The organism is Bradyrhizobium sp. TM102, assembly GCF_009176685.1.
Lineage (GTDB): Bacteria > Pseudomonadota > Alphaproteobacteria > Rhizobiales > Xanthobacteraceae > Bradyrhizobium > Bradyrhizobium ottawaense.
Map to the genome: position 1 here is coordinate 2,786,877 of NZ_AP021855.1, position 18,303 is coordinate 2,805,179.

The 18,303-nt window shown below is 65.3% G+C and carries 19 protein-coding genes; 11 read left to right on the top strand and 8 right to left on the bottom strand.

All coding sequences use genetic code 11. The annotated features are described in order from the left end of the window. Positions 1 to 31: 31 nt before the first annotated feature. Complete coding sequence (locus GDN70_RS13140) at positions 32 to 2,725, top strand: bifunctional acetate--CoA ligase family protein/GNAT family N-acetyltransferase (protein ID WP_152102623.1); 2,694 nt, start codon at positions 32 to 34, stop codon at positions 2,723 to 2,725. 11 nt (positions 2,726 to 2,736) lie between these two features. Here GDN70_RS13140 and GDN70_RS13145 read toward each other — a convergent pair whose 3' ends face one another. After that, positions 2,737 to 3,225, bottom strand: coding sequence for a hypothetical protein (locus tag GDN70_RS13145; RefSeq protein WP_038947182.1), 489 nt, complete (start codon positions 3,223 to 3,225; stop codon positions 2,737 to 2,739). Beyond that, positions 3,226 to 3,501 (bottom strand): hypothetical protein, encoded by a 276-nt coding sequence (locus GDN70_RS13150; protein WP_152102624.1) that lies wholly within the window; start codon positions 3,499 to 3,501, stop codon positions 3,226 to 3,228. Positions 3,502 to 3,676: 175 nt separating this feature from the next. Between GDN70_RS13150 and GDN70_RS13155 the strand changes: the two genes are divergently transcribed. From GDN70_RS13155 to GDN70_RS13165, 3 genes are read left to right on the top strand one after another with little or no spacing between them, the layout of a single operon-like run. Continuing rightward, positions 3,677 to 4,813 (top strand): ABC transporter permease, encoded by a 1,137-nt coding sequence (locus tag GDN70_RS13155; protein ID WP_028142570.1) that lies wholly within the window; start codon positions 3,677 to 3,679, stop codon positions 4,811 to 4,813. Between the two features lie 2 nt (positions 4,814 to 4,815). Continuing rightward, entirely contained in the window at positions 4,816 to 5,583 is a 768-nt protein-coding gene (locus tag GDN70_RS13160) for an ABC transporter ATP-binding protein (RefSeq protein ID WP_028142569.1), read from the top strand. Between the two features lie 3 nt (positions 5,584 to 5,586). Next, a complete protein-coding gene (locus GDN70_RS13165; RefSeq protein ID WP_028142568.1) occupies positions 5,587 to 6,690 on the top strand; it encodes an ABC-type transport auxiliary lipoprotein family protein in 1,104 nt (367 codons plus the stop codon). 6 nt (positions 6,691 to 6,696) lie between these two features. Here GDN70_RS13165 and GDN70_RS13170 read toward each other — a convergent pair whose 3' ends face one another. After that, entirely contained in the window at positions 6,697 to 7,014 is a 318-nt protein-coding gene (locus tag GDN70_RS13170) for a cytochrome c (protein ID WP_028142567.1), read from the bottom strand. A gap of 153 nt (positions 7,015 to 7,167) precedes the next feature. Between GDN70_RS13170 and GDN70_RS13175 the strand changes: the two genes are divergently transcribed. The 3 genes from GDN70_RS13175 to GDN70_RS13180 all read left to right on the top strand — a co-directional run bounded on the left by GDN70_RS13175 (position 7,168) and on the right by GDN70_RS13180 (position 9,104). Then, a complete protein-coding gene (locus tag GDN70_RS13175; protein ID WP_028142566.1) occupies positions 7,168 to 7,881 on the top strand; it encodes a helix-turn-helix domain-containing protein in 714 nt (237 codons plus the stop codon). Positions 7,882 to 7,975: 94 nt separating this feature from the next. Beyond that, entirely contained in the window at positions 7,976 to 8,101 is a 126-nt protein-coding gene (locus tag GDN70_RS35675) for a hypothetical protein (RefSeq protein ID WP_256379459.1), read from the top strand. A 274-nt stretch (positions 8,102 to 8,375) separates the two neighbouring features. Further along, positions 8,376 to 9,104 (top strand): Crp/Fnr family transcriptional regulator, encoded by a 729-nt coding sequence (locus tag GDN70_RS13180; protein ID WP_028142565.1) that lies wholly within the window; start codon positions 8,376 to 8,378, stop codon positions 9,102 to 9,104. A 10-nt stretch (positions 9,105 to 9,114) separates the two neighbouring features. Here the strand turns inward: GDN70_RS13180 and GDN70_RS13185 are convergent, their stop codons facing one another. Then, positions 9,115 to 9,891 (bottom strand): cyclase family protein, encoded by a 777-nt coding sequence (locus tag GDN70_RS13185; RefSeq protein ID WP_152102625.1) that lies wholly within the window; start codon positions 9,889 to 9,891, stop codon positions 9,115 to 9,117. Positions 9,892 to 10,183: 292 nt separating this feature from the next. On the opposite strand from GDN70_RS13185, the gene GDN70_RS13190 reads away from it, so the two are divergent. The 4 genes from GDN70_RS13190 (at position 10,184) to GDN70_RS13205 (ending at position 13,882) form a co-directional block, all read left to right on the top strand. After that, positions 10,184 to 11,155: a TRAP transporter substrate-binding protein gene (locus GDN70_RS13190; protein ID WP_028142563.1), complete on the top strand. Its 972-nt coding sequence runs from the start codon at positions 10,184 to 10,186 to the stop codon at positions 11,153 to 11,155. 64 nt (positions 11,156 to 11,219) lie between these two features. Next, positions 11,220 to 11,771, top strand: coding sequence for a TRAP transporter small permease (locus GDN70_RS13195; RefSeq protein ID WP_028142562.1), 552 nt, complete (start codon positions 11,220 to 11,222; stop codon positions 11,769 to 11,771). After that, a complete protein-coding gene (locus tag GDN70_RS13200; protein ID WP_028142561.1) occupies positions 11,762 to 13,054 on the top strand; it encodes a TRAP transporter large permease in 1,293 nt (430 codons plus the stop codon). The genes GDN70_RS13195 and GDN70_RS13200 overlap by 10 nt, the downstream gene beginning before the upstream one ends. Before the next feature lie 21 nt (positions 13,055 to 13,075). Further along, positions 13,076 to 13,882 carry an SDR family NAD(P)-dependent oxidoreductase gene (locus tag GDN70_RS13205; RefSeq protein ID WP_038971955.1) on the top strand — a complete coding sequence of 269 codons (807 nt, stop codon included), beginning with the start codon at positions 13,076 to 13,078 and terminating at the stop codon, positions 13,880 to 13,882. A gap of 13 nt (positions 13,883 to 13,895) precedes the next feature. Here GDN70_RS13205 and GDN70_RS13210 read toward each other — a convergent pair whose 3' ends face one another. From GDN70_RS13210 to GDN70_RS13225, 4 genes are read right to left on the bottom strand one after another with little or no spacing between them, the layout of a single operon-like run. Beyond that, positions 13,896 to 14,594 (bottom strand): substrate-binding domain-containing protein, encoded by a 699-nt coding sequence (locus GDN70_RS13210; protein ID WP_152102626.1) that lies wholly within the window; start codon positions 14,592 to 14,594, stop codon positions 13,896 to 13,898. Next, complete coding sequence (locus GDN70_RS13215) at positions 14,591 to 16,723, bottom strand: molybdopterin cofactor-binding domain-containing protein (protein WP_173015797.1); 2,133 nt, start codon at positions 16,721 to 16,723, stop codon at positions 14,591 to 14,593. Before GDN70_RS13215 ends, GDN70_RS13210 begins: the two co-directional genes overlap by 4 nt. Then, positions 16,720 to 17,190 (bottom strand): (2Fe-2S)-binding protein, encoded by a 471-nt coding sequence (locus GDN70_RS13220; RefSeq protein ID WP_152102627.1) that lies wholly within the window; start codon positions 17,188 to 17,190, stop codon positions 16,720 to 16,722. Before GDN70_RS13220 ends, GDN70_RS13215 begins: the two co-directional genes overlap by 4 nt. A 15-nt stretch (positions 17,191 to 17,205) precedes the next feature. Continuing rightward, a complete protein-coding gene (locus GDN70_RS13225) occupies positions 17,206 to 18,180 on the bottom strand; it encodes a tripartite tricarboxylate transporter substrate binding protein (RefSeq protein ID WP_173015798.1) in 975 nt (324 codons plus the stop codon). Between the last annotated feature and the right edge of the window lie 123 nt (positions 18,181 to 18,303).

The following is an 18,303-nucleotide window of genomic DNA, read 5'->3' on the forward strand; positions in this document are numbered from 1 at the left end:
GAACCGCCGTTGACCCGGCGCATTTGCTTTCATGTCAACCTATCGTCTCAACAATCTGCTGGCGCCGCGTTCAGTTGCGCTCGTTGGCGCGAGCGCCCGTCCGGTCTCAGTCGGACGCGCCGTTCTGGAGAACATTCACAAGGCCGAATTCAAGGGGCGCTTCGGCCTCGTCAATCCACGCCATGCCGAAATCGGCGGCGTCGCGGCGGTGAAGAGCCTGGACAGCTTGGACTTCGTGCCCGAGCTCGTGGTCATCACCGCGCCGGCGCGCGAGATTCCCGGTATCATCGACCAGGCCGGGCGTCGCGGATCGGCGGGCGCGCTGATCGTCTCGGCCGGGCTCGGCCACGGACCGGGCTCTCTGCACGAGGCTGCAATCGCGGCGGCCCGCAAATACGGCATGCGGCTGATCGGACCGAATTGCCTCGGCATCATGATGCCCGGGGTCAGCCTGAATGCCAGCTTTGCCGCGCACATGCCGGGGGCGGGCAGCCTCGCGCTGATCTCGCAATCGGGCGCGATTGCTGCCGGCATGGTCGACTGGGCTGCACAGCGCGGCGTCGGCTTTTCCGGCATCGTCTCCATCGGCGATCAGATCGACGTCGATATCGCCGATCTGCTCGACTATTTCGCGATGGATCACAAGACTCGCGCGATCCTGCTCTACATCGAATCCATCAAGGACGCGCGCAAGTTCATGTCGGCAGCGCGTGCCGCCGCGCGCGTGAAGCCCGTCGTCGTAGTGAAGTCGGGGCGCATGGCGCAGGGCGCAAAGGCGGCCGCCACGCATACCGGCGCGCTCGCCGGCGCGGACGCGGTCTATGACGCGGCGTTCCGCCGCGCGGGTGTCCTGCGGGTCTCCGATCTGCGTGAGCTGTTCGATTGTGCCGAGACGCTCGGCCGCGTCGAATCGCCGACGGGAAAGCGTCTCGCCATCCTGACCAACGGTGGCGGCATCGGCGTCCTCGCCGTCGATCGATTGGTCGAACTCGGCGGAATCCCGGCGACCATCTCGCCGGAGGTGCGCAAGACGCTCGATGCGGCCCTGCCGCCGACCTGGTCCGGTGCAAATCCCGTCGACATCGTGGGCGACGCCGACGCCTCGCGCTACGCGGCGGCGCTCGAGGTGCTGCTGGCCGATCGCGACAATGACGCGGTGCTGGTCCTCAACGTGCAAACGGCGATCGCCTCGGCCGCCGAGATTGCCACGACCGTGACCGAGCTCGTCGCTAAATATCGCGAGAAGCACCGCCGATGGGCCAAGCCCGTATTGGCCGCCTGGGTCGGGGCCGATCAGGACATCATCCAGGCGCTTTCCGGCGCCGGTATGCCCAACTATCCGACCGAGGACGACGCCGTGCGCGGCTTCATGCATCTGGTCCGGCACCGAGAAGTGGTGGAGGAGCTGAGCCAGGTTCCTCCCGCGATGCCCGATACGTTCGTGCCGGATGCCCGGGGGGCGAGGCAGATCGTCACCGCCGCGATCGCCGATGGCCGTGAATGGCTCGAACCGGTCGAGATCAAGCACCTGCTCGAAGCTTACGACATCGCCATGGTGCCGACCTATGCGGCGACCGATGTCGAGCAGGCGGTGGCCTATGCGAAGGAAATCTTCGCGCAGGGCGGCACCGTGGTGCTGAAGATCATGTCGCGGGACATCATCCACAAATCCGATGTCGGTGGCGTCGTGCTCAATCTGACGACGCCGGAGGCCGTGCGAGCGGCCACCTCCGACATTCTCGCCCGGGCGAGAAAGCTGCGGCCCGAGGCCCGCATCGGCGGCGTCATCGTCCAGGCGATGGTCGTCAAGGCGAAGGCGCGCGAGCTGATCCTGGGCCTCGCCGACGATCCCACCTTCGGCACCGTCGTCGTGTTCGGCCGCGGTGGCACGGCGGTGGAGATCATCAACGACAAGGCGCTGGCGCTGCCCCCGCTGGACTTGCAGCTCGCTCGCGATCTGATCGACCGCACCCGCGTGTCGCGGCTGCTAAAGGCCTATCGTGATGTGCCGGCGGTCAAGCAGGACGCCGTCGCCATGGTGCTGGTCAAGCTGGCGCAGATGGCGGCCGACATTCCCGAGATCCGCGAATTCGACATCAATCCGCTGCTGGCGGACGAAACCGGCGTGACCGCGGTCGATGCCCGCGTCGCGGTCGGGCCGCCGCAACGAAAGTTCGTCGGCTCAGGCCCGGCCAATTTCGCCGTTCGCGCCTATCCGTCGCAATGGGAGCGGCGCCTCAAGCTCAAGGACGACTGGCGCATCTTCGTGCGGCCCATGCGCCCCGAGGACGAGCCGACCATCCACGAATTCCTGCGTCACGTCACGCCGCACGACCTTCGCCTGCGGTTCTTCGCACCGATGAAGGAGTTTACCCACGAGTTCATCGCGCGCCTGACCCAGCTCGACTATGCGCGCGCGATGGCCTTCATCGCCTTCGACGAGGCCACCGGCGAAATGGTCGGCGTGGTCCGGCTCCATTCGGATTCGATCTACGAGAGCGGCGAATACGCGATTTTGCTCCGGTCCGATCTCAAGGGCAGGGGGCTCGGCTGGGCCCTCATGCAGCTGATCATCGACTACGCGCGGTCGGAGGGACTGAAGATCATATCGGGCGACGTGCTCAAGGAGAACAGCGTGATGCTCGAGATGTGCCGGCACCTCGGCTTCGAGGTCAAGCCGGACCCGGCCGAGCCCGATATCTGCGACGTCAAATTGAAGCTGTGAGCGCGCCTGCTTCACGAGCGCGCTTCAGCCGAATTCGCCGCGGCGGATGATTTGGCCGTGGTCCGCAAATTCCTGATGATGATCGCGATCAACGGCACCAGCACCGGCACGATCGTGCTGAGCGGATGATGTACCGCGCCTGACACCTGGGCCTGGAGCGCGCGCGCCTCGAGCTGAAGGGCTTCGATGGAGGTGTCGTGAATTTCGTTGGCGAGCTCGATATCGCGGCCTGACGGAGCGCGGCCGGCGATTGCGAACAGAGCGGCCGCGATGGCGAAATTGACGGCGCCGAGGATGGCCGCCGCGGCAATCGCGCTCCAGATCTGCACCAGCGCGAAATAGGCCGACAGTTCCAGCATCAGAAGCCCGAACGCCGCGATCAGGGCCGCAAAGGCACGCAGGCCGAGGCCAACAAGCAGATGGCGCAGCCTGATGTCCGCGATGATCCTGTCGGTGCGCCACAACGCGCGCAGATGTTTGACCACATTCTCGGTATTCACCTAGTGTCTCCTCAGCATGAAGCCGACAACGACGCCGAGCGCGAAGGCGGAGGCGAGCGATGTGATCGGACGGTCCGCAATGAGACCCTGAAGCTGCGCCTGCTCTTCGTCCACGGTCTCGCCGAGCTCGGTCAGCGCCGCCCTGATCTGATCGGCGAGGGCCTCGGCGCGGTCCTTCGAGCTCTCGAACATTTCCTCGCCGGCGGTGCTCAGCAAGCGTGCGACGTCAACCTTCAGTGCCCGCAATTCTTCGCTCATCCTGTCGCTGTCGAACATGGACTTGATATCCCCATTGAATGGACGCAAGCCTAGGGCCCGCGCGCGCGATCGCGCTTGATTTGCGTCAATCGGGCAGCGCAGTTCAGCTCTTGAGACAGGTCAAGCCGGGCGCCATATGCTGGCCTAGAAATGCCGTCTGAATGGGGACCGATTGTCCCGATGAGGTGGAAGCGTGAACCACGAACCGCTGTTGCTCGCGACGCCGTCCGGCGACGTGCTGAACCTGCGCCCTGAAGGGCCCTGGACCGCCGCGAATGTGGTCACGCTCGAGACGTTGTCCCGGTCGGTCGGCGCCGACGTCGATCGCTCGCGCGTCGTCACCCTGGATATGTCGGGCGTCAGTGCGCTCGACACGCTCGGTGCCTGGGTCCTGGAAAAGCTGTCGCGCAGGGCCGCAACATCGGGCAGGTCGGCCGAATTCGTCGGCGTCGCCGATCATTTCAGCGGGCTGCTGGATGAGGTGCGCCAGGTCAACCGCCACACGCCGGCCCCGACGGCTGCGCCCAATCCGGTGCTGGCGAGGCTGGGCGATCTCGGCAAGTCCACGGCCGACGCGCGGGAAGACGTCACGATCTTCCTGCAGATGCTCGGCGCATTGTTCATGGCCGTGATAGGCGTGCTGCGTCGGCCGCGTTCGCTGCGGCTGACCTCGCTGGTGTATCAGCTCTACCGCATCGGGTGGCAGGCGATCCCCATCGTCGCGCTGATCACCTTCCTGATCGGCGCCATCATCGCACAGCAGGGCTTCTTCCACTTCCGCAGGTTCGGCGCGGAGTCCTACACCGTCGATATGGTCGGCATCCTGGTGCTGCGCGAGCTCGGCGTGCTGATCGTCGCCATCATGGTCGCGGGACGGTCGGGAAGCGCCTACACCGCCGAGCTCGGCTCGATGAAGATGCGCGAGGAGATCGACGCGCTCTCGACCATGGGGCTCGATCCCGTCGACGTCCTGATCCTGCCGCGCGTTGCGGCCCTGGTCATTGCGCTGCCGATCCTCACCTTCATCGGATCGGTCGCCGCGCTCTATGGCGGCGGTCTCGTCGCGCAGTTCTATGGCGACATGGGGCCGGCGATCTACATCGCGCGGCTGCACGAGGCCATCTCCGTTACCCATTTCGAGGTGGGCATCCTGAAGGCGCCGTTCATGGCGCTGGTGATCGGAATCGTGGCCTGCAGCGAGGGCTTGCGCGTCAAGGGCAGCGCGGAGTCGCTGGGGCGGCAGACCACGACGTCGGTGGTGAAGTCGATCTTCCTGGTGATCGTGCTCGACGGCCTGTTCGCGATCTTCTTTGCCTCGATCGGAATGTGACGATGGACGTATCGCAGGACGAGTTCGCGATCCGCGTCCGTGATCTCGTGGTCGGATTCGGCCGCCAGACCGTGCTCGACCATCTGTCGCTCGACGTTCGCCGCGGCGAGATTCTCGGGCTGGTGGGGGCGTCCGGCGGCGGCAAGTCGGTGCTGATGCGCACCATCATCGGCCTCATCCCGCGCCAGGGCGGGACCATCGAGGTCATGGGCCAGCCCACCGGCGGCCACGGCCGCGGCGCAGCCACGACATGGGGCATCCTGTTCCAGCAAGGCGCGCTGTTCTCCTCGCTGACGGTCCGCCAGAACGTCCAGTTTCCCTTACGCGAAAATCTTGTCCTGTCGCAGGAGCTGATGGACGAGATCGCGATCGCCAAGCTCGAGATGGTCGGCTTGCGCGCCCAGGACGCCGACAAATATCCGGCGGAGCTGTCGGGCGGCATGACCAAGCGCGTGGCGCTGGCGCGCGCGCTCGCGCTCGATCCGCCGATCCTGTTCCTGGACGAGCCGACCTCCGGCCTCGATCCGATCGCCGCCGGCGATTTCGACGCGCTGATCACGACGCTGCAAAGAACGCTGGGGCTGACCGTGTTCATGGTGACCCACGACCTTGCGAGCCTGACCACGGTCTGCGACCGCGTCGCCGCGCTGGCCGACGGCAAGATCGTGGCGATCGGCCCGATGCGCGAATTGCTGCAATCCGAGCATCCCTGGGTGCGCGCCTATTTCCACGGCAAGCGCTCGCAGATGCTGCAACACGAGATGAGATGAGACATGGAAACCCGCGCTCCCTACGTGCTGATCGGCAGTTTCGTGCTGGCCGCGATCCTCGCGGTGTTCGGCTTCGTCTATTGGCTGAACAACACCGGCGGCATCGGGCCGCGCACGAACTATCACGTGCAGTTTCAGGGGCCGGTCCCGGGCCTCCTGGTCGGCGCCGGTGTGCTGTTCAACGGCATCCGTGTCGGTGAGGTGACCCAGCTCGCGCTCGCGCCGGATAACCCGCGCTTCGTCAATGCGACGATCTCGGTTGCGACCGCCACGCCGGTGCGTTCCGACACCAGGGTCGGCCTCGAATTCCAGGGCCTGACCGGCGTGCCGGTGGTGACGTTGGAGGGCGGGGTTGTCGTTGCCAAATCCGGCGAGCCCGTGACCTTGATCGCCGAGGCCGGCGCCGGCCAGAGCATGACGCAGGCGGCGCGCGATGCGCTGCGGCGGGTCGACACGGTGCTTCAGGACAATTCCGGCCCGCTGAAGGACACCATCGCGAATTTCAGGACGTTCTCCGACGGCCTCGCGCGCAACACCGGCAAGCTCGACGGCATCATTGCGGGCCTGGAGAAGATGACCGGCGGTGGGACGCCCGCGCAGAAAATAACCTACGACCTGCGCACGCCGAAGAATCTCGGGCCGGCCGGCAAGACGCTCTCCGCTTCCCTGGCCATTCCCGAGCCGACCGCGGTCGCAATGCTGCAGACCCAGCGCATGCTGTTCGCGCCCGTCGGGGACAGACCGGGCTTTGCGGATTTCCTCTGGGCCGACAGCATTCCAAAATTGGTGCAGGCACGCCTGATCGACAGTTTTGAGAATTACGACATCGCCCACGCCCCCCTACGCACGACCGACCTCGGTCAGGCGGATTACCAGCTCCTGATCGACATCCGGCGCTTTCGGATCGCCACGGAGGGCGAGGCACGGGTGGAGATCGATCTGTCGGCGCGGATCGTCGACAAGAACGGCAAGGTGGTGGCATCCCGCCTGGTCGAGACCAGCGAAAAGCTCGACAAGGTCGAGCCGGCCGCTGCAGTCGCCGCCTTCGATGCAGCCTTTGCCCGCATCGCCAAGGAGCTGATCGGGTGGAGCGTGCAGGCAGTGTGACGCCGTCTATTCCAGCGTCTTCAGGTAGGACAGGAGATCGTGGATCTGGTCCGGACTGAGCTCGAAGGCCGGCATGTCGTCGTGACCGGTGTAGATCCCTTCGGCCAGCGCCTCACCAAGGGTCTCGATCGGATAACGCCGGTGCAGCGTGCGTAGCGGAGGCGCGCCCTCGAGCGGGCTGTGGGAGACGCGGTCGATCGCGTGACAGCGTGCGCAATTGGCCCGTGCGAAGGCCTTGCCGCGTTGTTCGGCGGTCGGGGCCGCCAGCGCAGGCGTCATCAGAAGCAGCCCAATCAGGCCGTGACGCAGGGCGGCTTGCAGCATGGAAAGTGATCCCGTCGAACTCTGGAAGCAGAATATGACGGGGATGCCACTCAAATTTGATCTCTGTCAATTGGCTTTGGCGCAGTGCAGTAAAATGCACGGGCGCGGTGGACCCGACCCGGTGTCGGGAGCAGCCGGCGCGGGGAGCGGTGGATGAAGCCTTCCGTGGTCACGATTGAGCCGAACGGGCATTTTTGCAGCGATTGCGCCGTACGCGGAGCGGCGGTTTGTTCGTCGCTGGATGCGGCCGAGCTCAGGGAATTCGAGCATCTCGGCCGCCGCGTTCATTTTGACTCCGGCGAGACCGTGTTCTCCGAGGAGGACATGACGACCTCGTTCTACAACGTCCTCGAAGGCGTCATGCGGTTGTACAAGCTGCTGCCCGACGGCCGGCGGCAGATCGTCGGTTTTGCCTTGCCCGGCGATTTCCTGGGGATGAACATCTCCGGCCGGCACAATTTTTCGGCCGATGCGATCGGCGCGGTGACCGTGTGCCAGTTTGCCAAAGCGCCCTTCGGCCGCTTCATCGAGGACCGGCCGCAGCTGCTCAGGCGGATCAACGAGCTGGCCATCCGCGAATTGAGCCAGGCACGCGACCATATGGTCCTGCTCGGCCGACGCTCGGCCGACGAGAAGGTCGCGACCTTCCTGCTCGGCTGGCGGGAAAGGCAGGTCGCGCTCAAGGGTCTGTCCGACACGGTCCCGCTTCCGATGAGCCGTCAGGACATCGCCGACTATCTCGGCCTGACCATCGAAACCGTCAGTCGCACCTTCACCAAGCTGGAGCGTCACGGCGTGATCGAGATCATTCACGGCGGCATCAGCCTGCTCGATCCTGTCCGTGCCGAGGCGCTGGCCGCAGCCTGATAGCCCATCCGCAACGCCCCCGACGTTTTTGATCTCGATCAATGACGCTGGCCTGCTGCAGCAAAATAATGCCCCAGACCTTTGGGAGGGGATAATGCCCGCTGATGCGTTGCTGGTGACCATCGTCGTCGTCGCGATCTTCGTCGCATTCGCCGCAGCTCTGGCTTGGGCAGACCGGCAAACCAGTGCAGGCCGGCTCGATCCGGATTCCAAGCGCTGACCTCCTGAGGTCTTGATCCGCTCAGACGCGCCAACAGCCGAGGCTTGGCCGGCTTGGCCTTCGCCAGCGCCTCAACGCAAGCGCGGCTTGCGCCGCCTGCAACTCTGCATCGACCGGACCGCATCGGCGCATCCTTCGGATGCAGGCTTTCGGCTTGAACGCGGCCTTTTCGGGGCATTTGCCACAAATCGCGCGGGTGCTTTCCGGTTGAAAAGCCTGATAACGTTGACTACGCAGGAACCTCAGTGCCTCGCAGTCTTAGGAGCCCCGCGGCGTGCCTCAGGACAAGACCGGCGACCCCCGACAGTCGGCGGGCAATAAACTATCGGTCCTGCGCAAGCACCCGATCTTCGCGGATCTGGAGCCGGAAGCGCTCGATCAGCTTTGCCGCTACGCCAAGCACACCACCGTGAAGCGCGGCGCGACGATCGCTGCCAAGGGCGATCCCGGCAACAATCTGTTTGCGGTGATCACGGGGACAGTGAAGATTTCCTCCTCGTCGCCCGACGGACGGAACGCCATTCTCAATCTGATCGGTCCCGGAGAAATCTTCGGCGAGATCGCGGTGCTTGACGGCGCTCCCCGGTCAGCCGATGCGACCGCCAACACCAATTGCGAGCTCTACATCATCGATCGCCGGGACTTCCTCCCGTTCGTGAAGAGCCAGCCGGCGCTGGCGATGAAATTCATCGAGCTGCTCTGCGCCCGTCTGCGCTGGACCAGCCAGCAGGTCGAGCAGGTCATCCTGCAAAATCTGCCGGGGCGGCTGGCGAGCGCGCTGCTCGGTCTCACCGAGGAGCGCAAGTTCGACTCCGGCAGCGGCACGCTCGCCATCACGCAGCAGGAGATCAGCGAGATGGTGGGGATGACGCGCGAGAGCATCAACAAGCAATTGCGCGCCTGGGCCGGCCGCAACTGGGTTCGCCTCGAGCACGGCGCCATCGTCGTGCTCGATACGGATGCGCTGCGCGAACTCGCCGAGAGCGGCCTCGACGGCGAGTGAGCGCGTACGCCTAGCCATCGATGATGGCGACTGCGCGGGTCCAGCCCGCGGAGGCGCGTTCGATCTTCACCGGAAAGCACGAGACCGTGAAGCCGGTCGAGGGCAGCTGGTCGAGATTGTGCAGTTTCTCCAGATGGCAATAGCCGATGTGCCGTCCCGCCTTGTGGCCTTCCCAGATCAGGCCGGCATCTTTTGTCTCGGCATATTTCTTCGCGGTGTAGAGGAACGGCGCGTCCCAGCTCCAGCCGTCCGTGCCGGTCAGCCGCACCCCGCGTTCGAGCAGATACATGGTGGCCTCATAGCCCATGCCGCAGCCGGAATTGACGTAGTCGGCCTTGCCGAATTTGGCGCCGGCGCTGGTGTTGACGACCACGATCTCTAGCGGCGACAGCGCGTGCCCGATGCGCTTCAGCTCCTTCTCGACGTCCTCAGCACTCGCCACGTAGCCGTCGGGCAGATGCCGGAAGTCGAGCTTCACGCCGGGCTGAAAGCACCATTCCAGCGGCACCTCGTCGATCGTCCAAGACCGCTCGCCGCGGTTCATGGTCGGATGGAAGTGCCAGGGCGCATCGAGATGCGTGCCGTTATGGGTCGACAGCGAGACCTGCTCGACGGCCCAGCCCTGGCCATCGGGCAAATCCTGCGCCTTGAGGCCGTCGAAAAACTGCAGCATGCGCGGCAGGCCCTGCCGGTGATCGATGTACTGGATGGTCGGATGGTTGCCCGGCGGATCGGCCGTCACGTCGTTTCTGAGCGGCACCGAGATATCGATCAGCTTCCGCGGCATGGGCATTCCTTCGAAATAGTCCGCTGTTTCGGACATCTTGAGGGGCCTCTCTTGGTCGCGTCAAGTCACGTGCCGGCGACGCAAGCCGTCCCGCCGGCTTCCACGACGACGCGAATTGCGCCAGATTGATCGATGCAACTGCTGCATCGATCAATGCCGGATTTGGCTTGGACATGGAATGCCGCGCGCCCTAGGGACGACATTGGCGCTTGACTTCACACCTGAAGGGGAGCGACCCAAGGCGGCCTGCAGCCTGCCGACAACGACATAATCAACCCAGGAGGAAGCCCAGATGAAGACACTCACCGGTATCATCGCAGCCGTTGCATTGGTGCTCTCAGCGCCGCTGGCGACCGCACGCGACTTCCGCTCCGCCGACATCCATCCCGCCGATTATCCGACCGTCGAGGCCGTCAAGTTCATGGGCAAGCAGCTCGCGGCGGCGAGCGGCGGCAAGCTCGGCGTGAAGGTGTTTCCGAACGGAGCCCTGGGCTCGGAGAAGGACACCATCGAGCAACTCAAGATCGGCGCGCTCGACATGATGCGGATCAACGCGTCGCCGCTCAACAACTTCGTGCCGGAAACGATCGCATTGTGCCTGCCGTTCGTCTTCCGCGACACGCAGCACATGCGCACCGTCCTCGACGGGCCGATCGGCGATGAGATCCTGGCGGCGATGGAGCCCGCAGGCCTGGTCGGCCTTGCCTATTACGATAGCGGCGCCCGGTCCATTTACACCGTGAAGGCGCCGGTCAAGTCGCTCGCGGACCTGAAGGGTCTGAAGATTCGTGTCCAGCAGTCCGATTTGTGGGTGGGCATGATCCAGAGCCTCGGCGCCAACCCGACGCCGATGCCGTATGGCGAGGTCTACACCGCGCTCAAGACCGGCCTGGTGGATGCAGCCGAAAACAACTGGCCTTCTTACGAGTCGTCGCGCCATTTCGAGGCCGCCAAGTTCTACAACATCACCGAGCACTCCCTGGCACCCGAAGTTCTGGTGATGTCCAAGAAGGTCTGGGACACGCTGAGCAAGGAGGATCAGGCGATGGTCCGCAAGGCGGCCAAGGAATCGGTACCAGTCATGCGCAAGCTCTGGGACGAGCGTGAGCAGGCGTCCCGTAAGACGGTCGAGGCCGCCGGCGTTCAGGTCGTGACGATCGCCAACAAGGCGGAATTCGTCGACGCGATGAAGCCGGTGTACCAGAAGTTTGCGGGTGACGAGAAGCTGCAGGGCCTCGTCAAGCGTATCCAGGACACGAAGTAACGCCACAGCGTCGGGTCCGGCGTCGCCGCGAAGGCGACCCGGACCCTTGCAAGGAGACGCGGGAATGACAGACCCACACGTCGCAGACCACGAGCAGGGGGCGGTCGCCGTACGCCCGGCGACCGGCTTGCTGTCGCGCGTCAATGCCGTCGTCGCGCGCGCGGGCATGTATCTGTCCGTGAGCGGACTGCTCCTCATCGTCACCGTCGTGTTCTATCAGGTGTTCGGTCGTTACGTGCTCAATTCGAGCCCGACCTGGACGGAGAACCTTGCGCTGGTTCTTATCCTGTATGTCACGCTGATCGGCGCCGCCGTCGGCGTGCGCGATGCCGGACACATCGGCATGGACAGCCTGCTGGTGATGCTTCCGGATCACGCGCGAGAGAAGATCGAGCTCGTCATCCACGTCCTGGTGGCCGCGTTTGGCGTCGCGATGGCCTATAACGGCTGGATTCTCGGCGCATCCGTGGGGACCGTGAAGATTCCCAATCTCGGCCTCCCCGAGGTCATCCGCTACGTCCCGCTGATCGCCTCCGGCGTCCTGATCGTCTCCTTTTCAATCGAGCACATCATTGCTCTCCTGCGCGGCGAAGAGGTCGTCCCCTCATGGAACTGATCATCCTCGGCGCCACGTTCTTCGGCTTCCTGATCCTCGGCGTCCCGGTTGCCTTCGCGATCGGTCTTTCGGCGATCTGCACCATCCTCTACGAAGGTCTGCCGGTCGCCGTCATCTTCCAGCAGATGATGTCGGGGATGAACATCTTCTCGTTCCTTGCGATTCCCTTCTTCGTCTTCAGCGGTGAGCTGATGCTGCATGGCGGCGTCGCCGACAAGATCGTGCAGCTCGCCAAGAATCTCGTCGGTCACATCCGCGGCGGGCTCGGCATGTCGAACGTGGTCGCCTGCACCCTGTTCGGCGGCGTCTCCGGCTCGCCCGTGGCCGACGTGTCGGCGATGGGCGCGGTGATGATCCCGATGATGAAAAAGGAGGGGTTCGACACCGACTACGCCGTCAATGTCACGACCCACGCTTCGCTGGTGGGCGCCTTGATGCCGACCAGCCACAACATGATCATTTATGCCCTGGCAGCCGGGGGCAAGGTATCGATCGGCGCGCTGATCGCCGCGGGCCTCCTGCCGGCAATCGTGTTGATGGCGTGCATGCTGGTCGCCGCTTATGGCGTTGCCGTGAAGCGCGGCTATCCGGCCGGCAAGTTCCCGGGCTGGGCCGAGGTTTTCCGCTCGCTCGCGGCCGCGCTGCCGGGCCTTCTGATCGTCGGCATCATCCTGGCGGGCATCCTGTCCGGCGTCTTCACGGCAACCGAATCTGCCGCCGTCGCGGTCACCTATACGATGCTGCTGACGTTCTTCATCTACCGCACCATGACCTGGAGCAACTTCCTGCGCGCCGCCGCCAAGGCGGTGAAGACGACGGGCGTGGTGCTGCTGCTGATCGGCGTCTCCACCATGTTCCAGTATCTGATGGGGCTGTACGAGGTGGCGGACCTCGCCGGCGACCTGATGAGCAAGGTCTCCACGCAGCCCTGGGTCATCTTTCTGCTCATCAACGTCATCCTGTTCGTGCTCGGCACGTTCATGGACATGGCCGCGACCATCCTCATCTGCACCCCGATCTTCCTGCCGATCGCGATGAAGGCGGGCATGGATCCGGTGCAGTTCGGCATGCTGATGCTGATCAATTGCGCCCTCGGGCTGAACACCCCGCCGGTCGGAACCACGCAGTTCGTCGGTTGCGCCATTGGCGGCATTTCGGTGGGCGCGGTGATGCGCACCATCCTGCCGTTCTACGCCGCGCTGATCGCAGCACTGATGTTCGTGACCTACGTCCCTGCATTCTCGCTGTGGCTGCCTCGCCTGCTGATGGGTTACAAGGGCTAGCAGCTACAGGAGAAGCTATCAGTGACTGACTATCGCAAGCTCTTTGATCTCACCGGCAAGACGGCCGTGGTGCTCGGCGCCGCATCGGGCATCGGCAAATCGTCGGCCGAGGCGCTGGCTGGGCTCGGGGCCCGCGTCGTCTGCGCCGATCGCGCGCTTGACGCCGCGGAGGCGACCGCCGCCGGGATTCGCGACAAGGGCGGCTGGGCGGAAGCAGCCAGCTGTGACGCCGCGAGCGCTGCGGACGTCAATGCGCTGGCCAAAACCGTGATGCAGAAATTTGCCCGGCTCGACATCGCGGTGACCACGCCCGGGCTCAACATCCGCAAGACCATCCTCGACTACACCGAGGAGGACCTCGACCGTGTCCTCAACCTCAACGTCAAGGGCACGGTGTGGTTCTTCCAGGCGTTCGGCCGCATCATGGTCGCGCAAAAGGGCGGCAGCATCATCGCCTGCTCGTCGGTGCGCGCGGTGACCATCGAGCCGGGCCTCGGCGTCTACGGCTCGACCAAGGCGGCCATCGGCCTGCTGGTGAAGGGCTTTGCCTCCGAGGTCGGCCATGCCGGCGTGCGCGTCAACGCGATCGCGCCGAGCATCGCCGAAACCGCGCTGACCGGCCCGTTCAAGCAGCGCCCCGACATCTACAATCTCTACGCCGGCCACACCGTGTTCAACCGCTGGAGCAGCGCCGACGAGGTCGCGACCGCAGTGGCCTATCTCGCTTCGGACGCCGCCAGCTATGTCAGCGGCAGCACGCTGTTCGTCGATGGCGGCTGGACCGCCGTCGACGGCCCGCCGACAGGCCTCACCCAGCTGCACAAATAGGGCGTCATCGGCTCTAGCCGGTAAAGCCAGCGCGCTGGCGCAGGTCCTTCCGATCTGCGCCGGTCAGCAACGCGATCAGCGCGGCCGCCTCTGTCGGATGCGCTGCCCGCATTGTCACGCCGGCCGTGTACATCGTCACGAGTTCGCAGCCGGGCGGCAGCGCCCCCGACAATGCAATGCCGTCTGTCGCGATGATCTCGGTCGCCTGCGTGCATCCGATCGGCTTTGCCGCGCCAGATGCCGCGAGCTCCCGCATCGCGGTTGCACCGTTCGGAAATATCTTCAGGCGCGATGCCACCTCATAGCCGATGCCGAGCTGGTCCAGCACTTTTGCGAAATGCTGGCCCGCGGTCGAGGCCTTGGTGTCGGGGACATAGATTGCATCGGCGCCGCGCAGCACGTCGCGCAGATCGGCCTCCGTCTTCACCGTCACCTTGAGATCGCGGCTGCGGACCGCCAGCGCGGTCTCGACCCGGCCGACATCCGTGATCGATGAGGGGACGATGAACTTCTCCTCGGCAAGCCTCGCAAGCAGCGCCTGCGTCAGGATCACGAGATCGGCCGGCGTGCTCGCGCGCAGCTTGTCCGCCATCACGCCGACCGCGCCGAACTCGCCGTCGATACCGAGGCCGGTTTGCGCCTTGAAAGCGTCGGTAACGCCGCGCACCAGGCCTTGTGCCGCGCCGCCGCTCAAAACGTTCACTGTCGTCAAGGCGCACGCTCCATCGCTGCAATGATCTTGTCGCGCGTGATCGGCAGGTCGCGCACACGCACGCCGAGGCAATCATACACCGCATTGGCGATCGCCGCCGTCACCGGGCCGTGCGCGGCTTCGCCGGCGCCGACCGGCTCGATCTCCGGCCGCTGGATGATCTCGACGTCCACGGCCGGCACCTCGCTGAAGGTCAGGATCGGATAGTCCGTCCAGGAGGTCGAGGTGATGCCGGTGCGGTCGAACCGGACGCGCTCCTTCAGCACCCAGCTCGTGGCCTGGATCGCGCCGCCCTCGATCTGGTTGACCACGCCGTCCGGATTGATGGCCTCGCCGACGTCGACTGCAAGCGTCAGCCGCTTGACGCGGATGTCGTCGGTGCCCTCGATCTCGGCAATCGCAGCGCAATAGGCGCCCATGTTCTTGTAGCGGGCAAAGCCGACGCCGTGACCGATGCCGGGCTGCTTCTGCGGCTTCCATGCGGCGCGTCGCGCCGCAGCGCTGATGACATCGTGCGCCCGCTCGTCACGCAAATGCCGCAGACGGAACGCGATCGGATCTTCGCCGCGCAGGGCAGCGATCTCGTCGAGCAGGGACTCGATGGCGAACACGTTGCCTTGCCCGCCCAGCGTCCGCAGCGCCGAGGTGCGCACCGGCATGGTCAGCAGCCGGTGGCTCGTGATCGTCCAGGCCGGGAAGTCGTAGAGCGGGACGGAGTTGCGGTCGCCGCCGCCGCCATTGGCGGCCGGCGGGTTTGTCGAGATCATGCGGGGATAGGGATTGGCGATCTCGGTTGCGGCAAGCAGCGCCGGCTGCGCCGCGCGTCCCGGCCTTGCTGCATGGCCGTTGCTCCAGATCGCGTGGCGCCAGCCGGCGATCTCGTTGCCTGCATCGAGATCGGCCTCGATCTCGATGGCCATCGCCGCCCCAAAGGGCGCGTGGGACATCTCGTCGTGCCGTGACCACTGCACGCGCACCGGACGGCCACCGGCCGCCTTCGCCAGCAGCACGGCGTCGAGCGCGACGTCGTCGGCCGCATTGTGTCCGTAGCAGCCGGCGCCCTCGATGTGCTCGACGACGATGTTCTCGGCCGGCAGCTTCAGCACGATCGCGAGATCGGCGCGCAGGAGGTAGACGCCCTGGCTGTGCGTCCAGACATGGACACGGTCACTATCCCATCGGCCGATGGCGCAGGACGGGGCGATCGAGGCGTGGGCGATGTAGGGGCGGGTGTATTGCCGGCGGAGGGTCTGGACGGGCTTGCGCGACGGCTCCGCCATCCTGGTGTCGATGATGCTGCTCTCGACCGGCTGGCTCTTCAAAAAGCCCGCCAGATCGTCTTCATCGGGCAGCGGCTCGCCGGCCGACCATGTCGCGCTCTTGCGCAAGGCCTTGAGCGCTGCGTCCGCGGCCGCCTCGTTGTCGGCGACCACGCCGGCAAAGCCGCCGTCGCGGACGATCGCAATGAGGCCGGGGACTGCGCGTGCAGCCTCCTCATTCAGTGCGATCAATTTGGCGCCCGAGATATCCGGCCGCAGTACCCGTCCGTGCACCAGTCCCGGCAGCGCAAGGTCGTGGATGAAACGCGGCCGCGCGAACACCTTGTCGGGAATGTCGACACGTTGGACCGAATGTCCGGCGACGGTGCGCCCGGCGGCACTCTTCGCTGTCGGGCCTGCGGTTGCGTCGTGGTCGAGCGAGACCTCGCCCATCAACTCCCAATAGCTGGTCCTGACATTGCCGGGACCAGAGATGGTGCCGTCGTCGACATCGAGCAGCGATGCATCGACGCCGAGACGTTCCGATGCCGCGCGAAGGAAGCGCTGGCGTACCTCGGCACAGATCTGACGCAGCGCGCGGCCGGACTGCTGGATCGAGAGACTGCCGGAGGTGACGCCTTCGTTCGGGCTCGTCGCCGTCGAGGCACGGATCATGTCAATGCGGCCGATCTCGACATCGAGCTCGTCCGCCGCGATCTGCGCCAGCGCCGTAACGATGCCCTGGCCGATCTCGACCTTGCCGGGCGAGATCGCCACACGGCCGTCATCGGTCAACCTTACCCATGACGACAGCTTGGGATTGGCGATGAGGCTGACAGGCAGTTTCGGGGCAGGGGATGGCACGCTCATGACGCCGCCATCTCCGCCGCCGCACGCAGCACGGCGCGGACCATGCGGTTATGCGACCCGCAGCGGCACAGATTGCGATCCAGTGCGGATCTGACCTCTGCCTCCGTCGGTGACGGATTGCGCTTGAGCAGCGCGGCGGCGCCGACGAGAATTCCTGCGACGCAATAGCCGCACTGCATCGCCTGTTCGGCGATGAAGGCACGTTGCAGCGGGTGCGGCTGCTCTGCGGTGCCGAGGCCCTCCACCGTGACGACGTCCTTGTCGGCGACCGACCACATCGGCATGTCGCAGGAGGTCATCGCGCGGCCGTCGACCATGACGTGACAGGCGCCGCACTCACCGGCGCCGCAGCCGAAATGGGCCCCCGTCGCGCCGAGACGGCCGCGCAGCACATCGAGCAGCGTCTGATGGGGATCGGAATCCACGGTCGTGGCTGCGCCGTTGAGCCGGAATTGAATGGTCGGCATGATCGCTCTGCGGCCTCAGGACTTGTCGAACTTCTTGACGACGTCGGCCCATTTCTCGATGTCGCCGCGCAGGAATTTGTCGAACTGTTCCGGCGTCATCGACATGGGCACGGCGCCCTGTTCTGTCCAGAGCTTGACGATGTCGGGCCGCTTCACCATTGCGTTGACGGCGGCATTGAGCTTGTCGATCACGGGCTTCGGTGTGCCGGCCGGCGCCATCAGGCCGAGCCAGATGGTCGCCTCGTAGCCTGCTACACCGGCTTCGCCTGCTGTCGGCACGTTCGGCAGCACGGTCGAACGCTGCTTGCCGGTGGTTGCGAGCGCGCGAACTTGATTTTCGCCGATGTTCGGCGCCATCGCCGGCACCGCGTCGATCATCATCTGCACCTGTCCGCCGATCACGCCGCTGCGTGCCTCGCCGCTGTTGCGATAGGGAACGTGCACGACATCGATGCCGGCCATGGCTTTGAACAGCTCGCCGGCCATGTGGTAGGGCGTGCCCTGACCGGAGGAGGCGTAGTTCAGCTTGCCCGGCTGCGCCTTGGCGAGCGCGATGAACTCGGCCAGCGTCTTCGCCGGGACTTGCGGGTTCACCACGATGACGAGATCGGAATAATTCACCGGCGCGATCGGCGCGAGGTCGCGCATCAGCTCATACTTGCGCTTGTCCGCCGTCAGCAGCGATTCATTCGCGGTCTGGGTGTTGGACATCATCAGCAGCGTGTAGCCGTCGGCCGGCGACTTCACAGCTTCCACGGTGCCGATGACGCCGCCGGCGCCGGTGCGGTTCTCGACCACGAAGGGCTGACCAAAACTCTCCTGGAGCACGTTGCCGATCAGCCGGGCGGCGACGTCGGCCGGCCCGCCTGCGCCGAACGGCACGACAATCCGGACCGAATGGCTGGGATAATCCTGCGCGAATGAGGGGGCTGCGGAGACTACGGCAAGCAAGCCGGCCGCCAATGCCAGCACGGATCGTCGGGCGATCATGCCCACCTCCCTGATATCGTTCTTGTTGGCCGGCACTGTAGCGGCAGGGAATGCGGACTGTCGACGCCTCACAAAGCCGATCGCATCAGGGAATATCGGGCGGTTTTCGGTGTGACCGCGCCG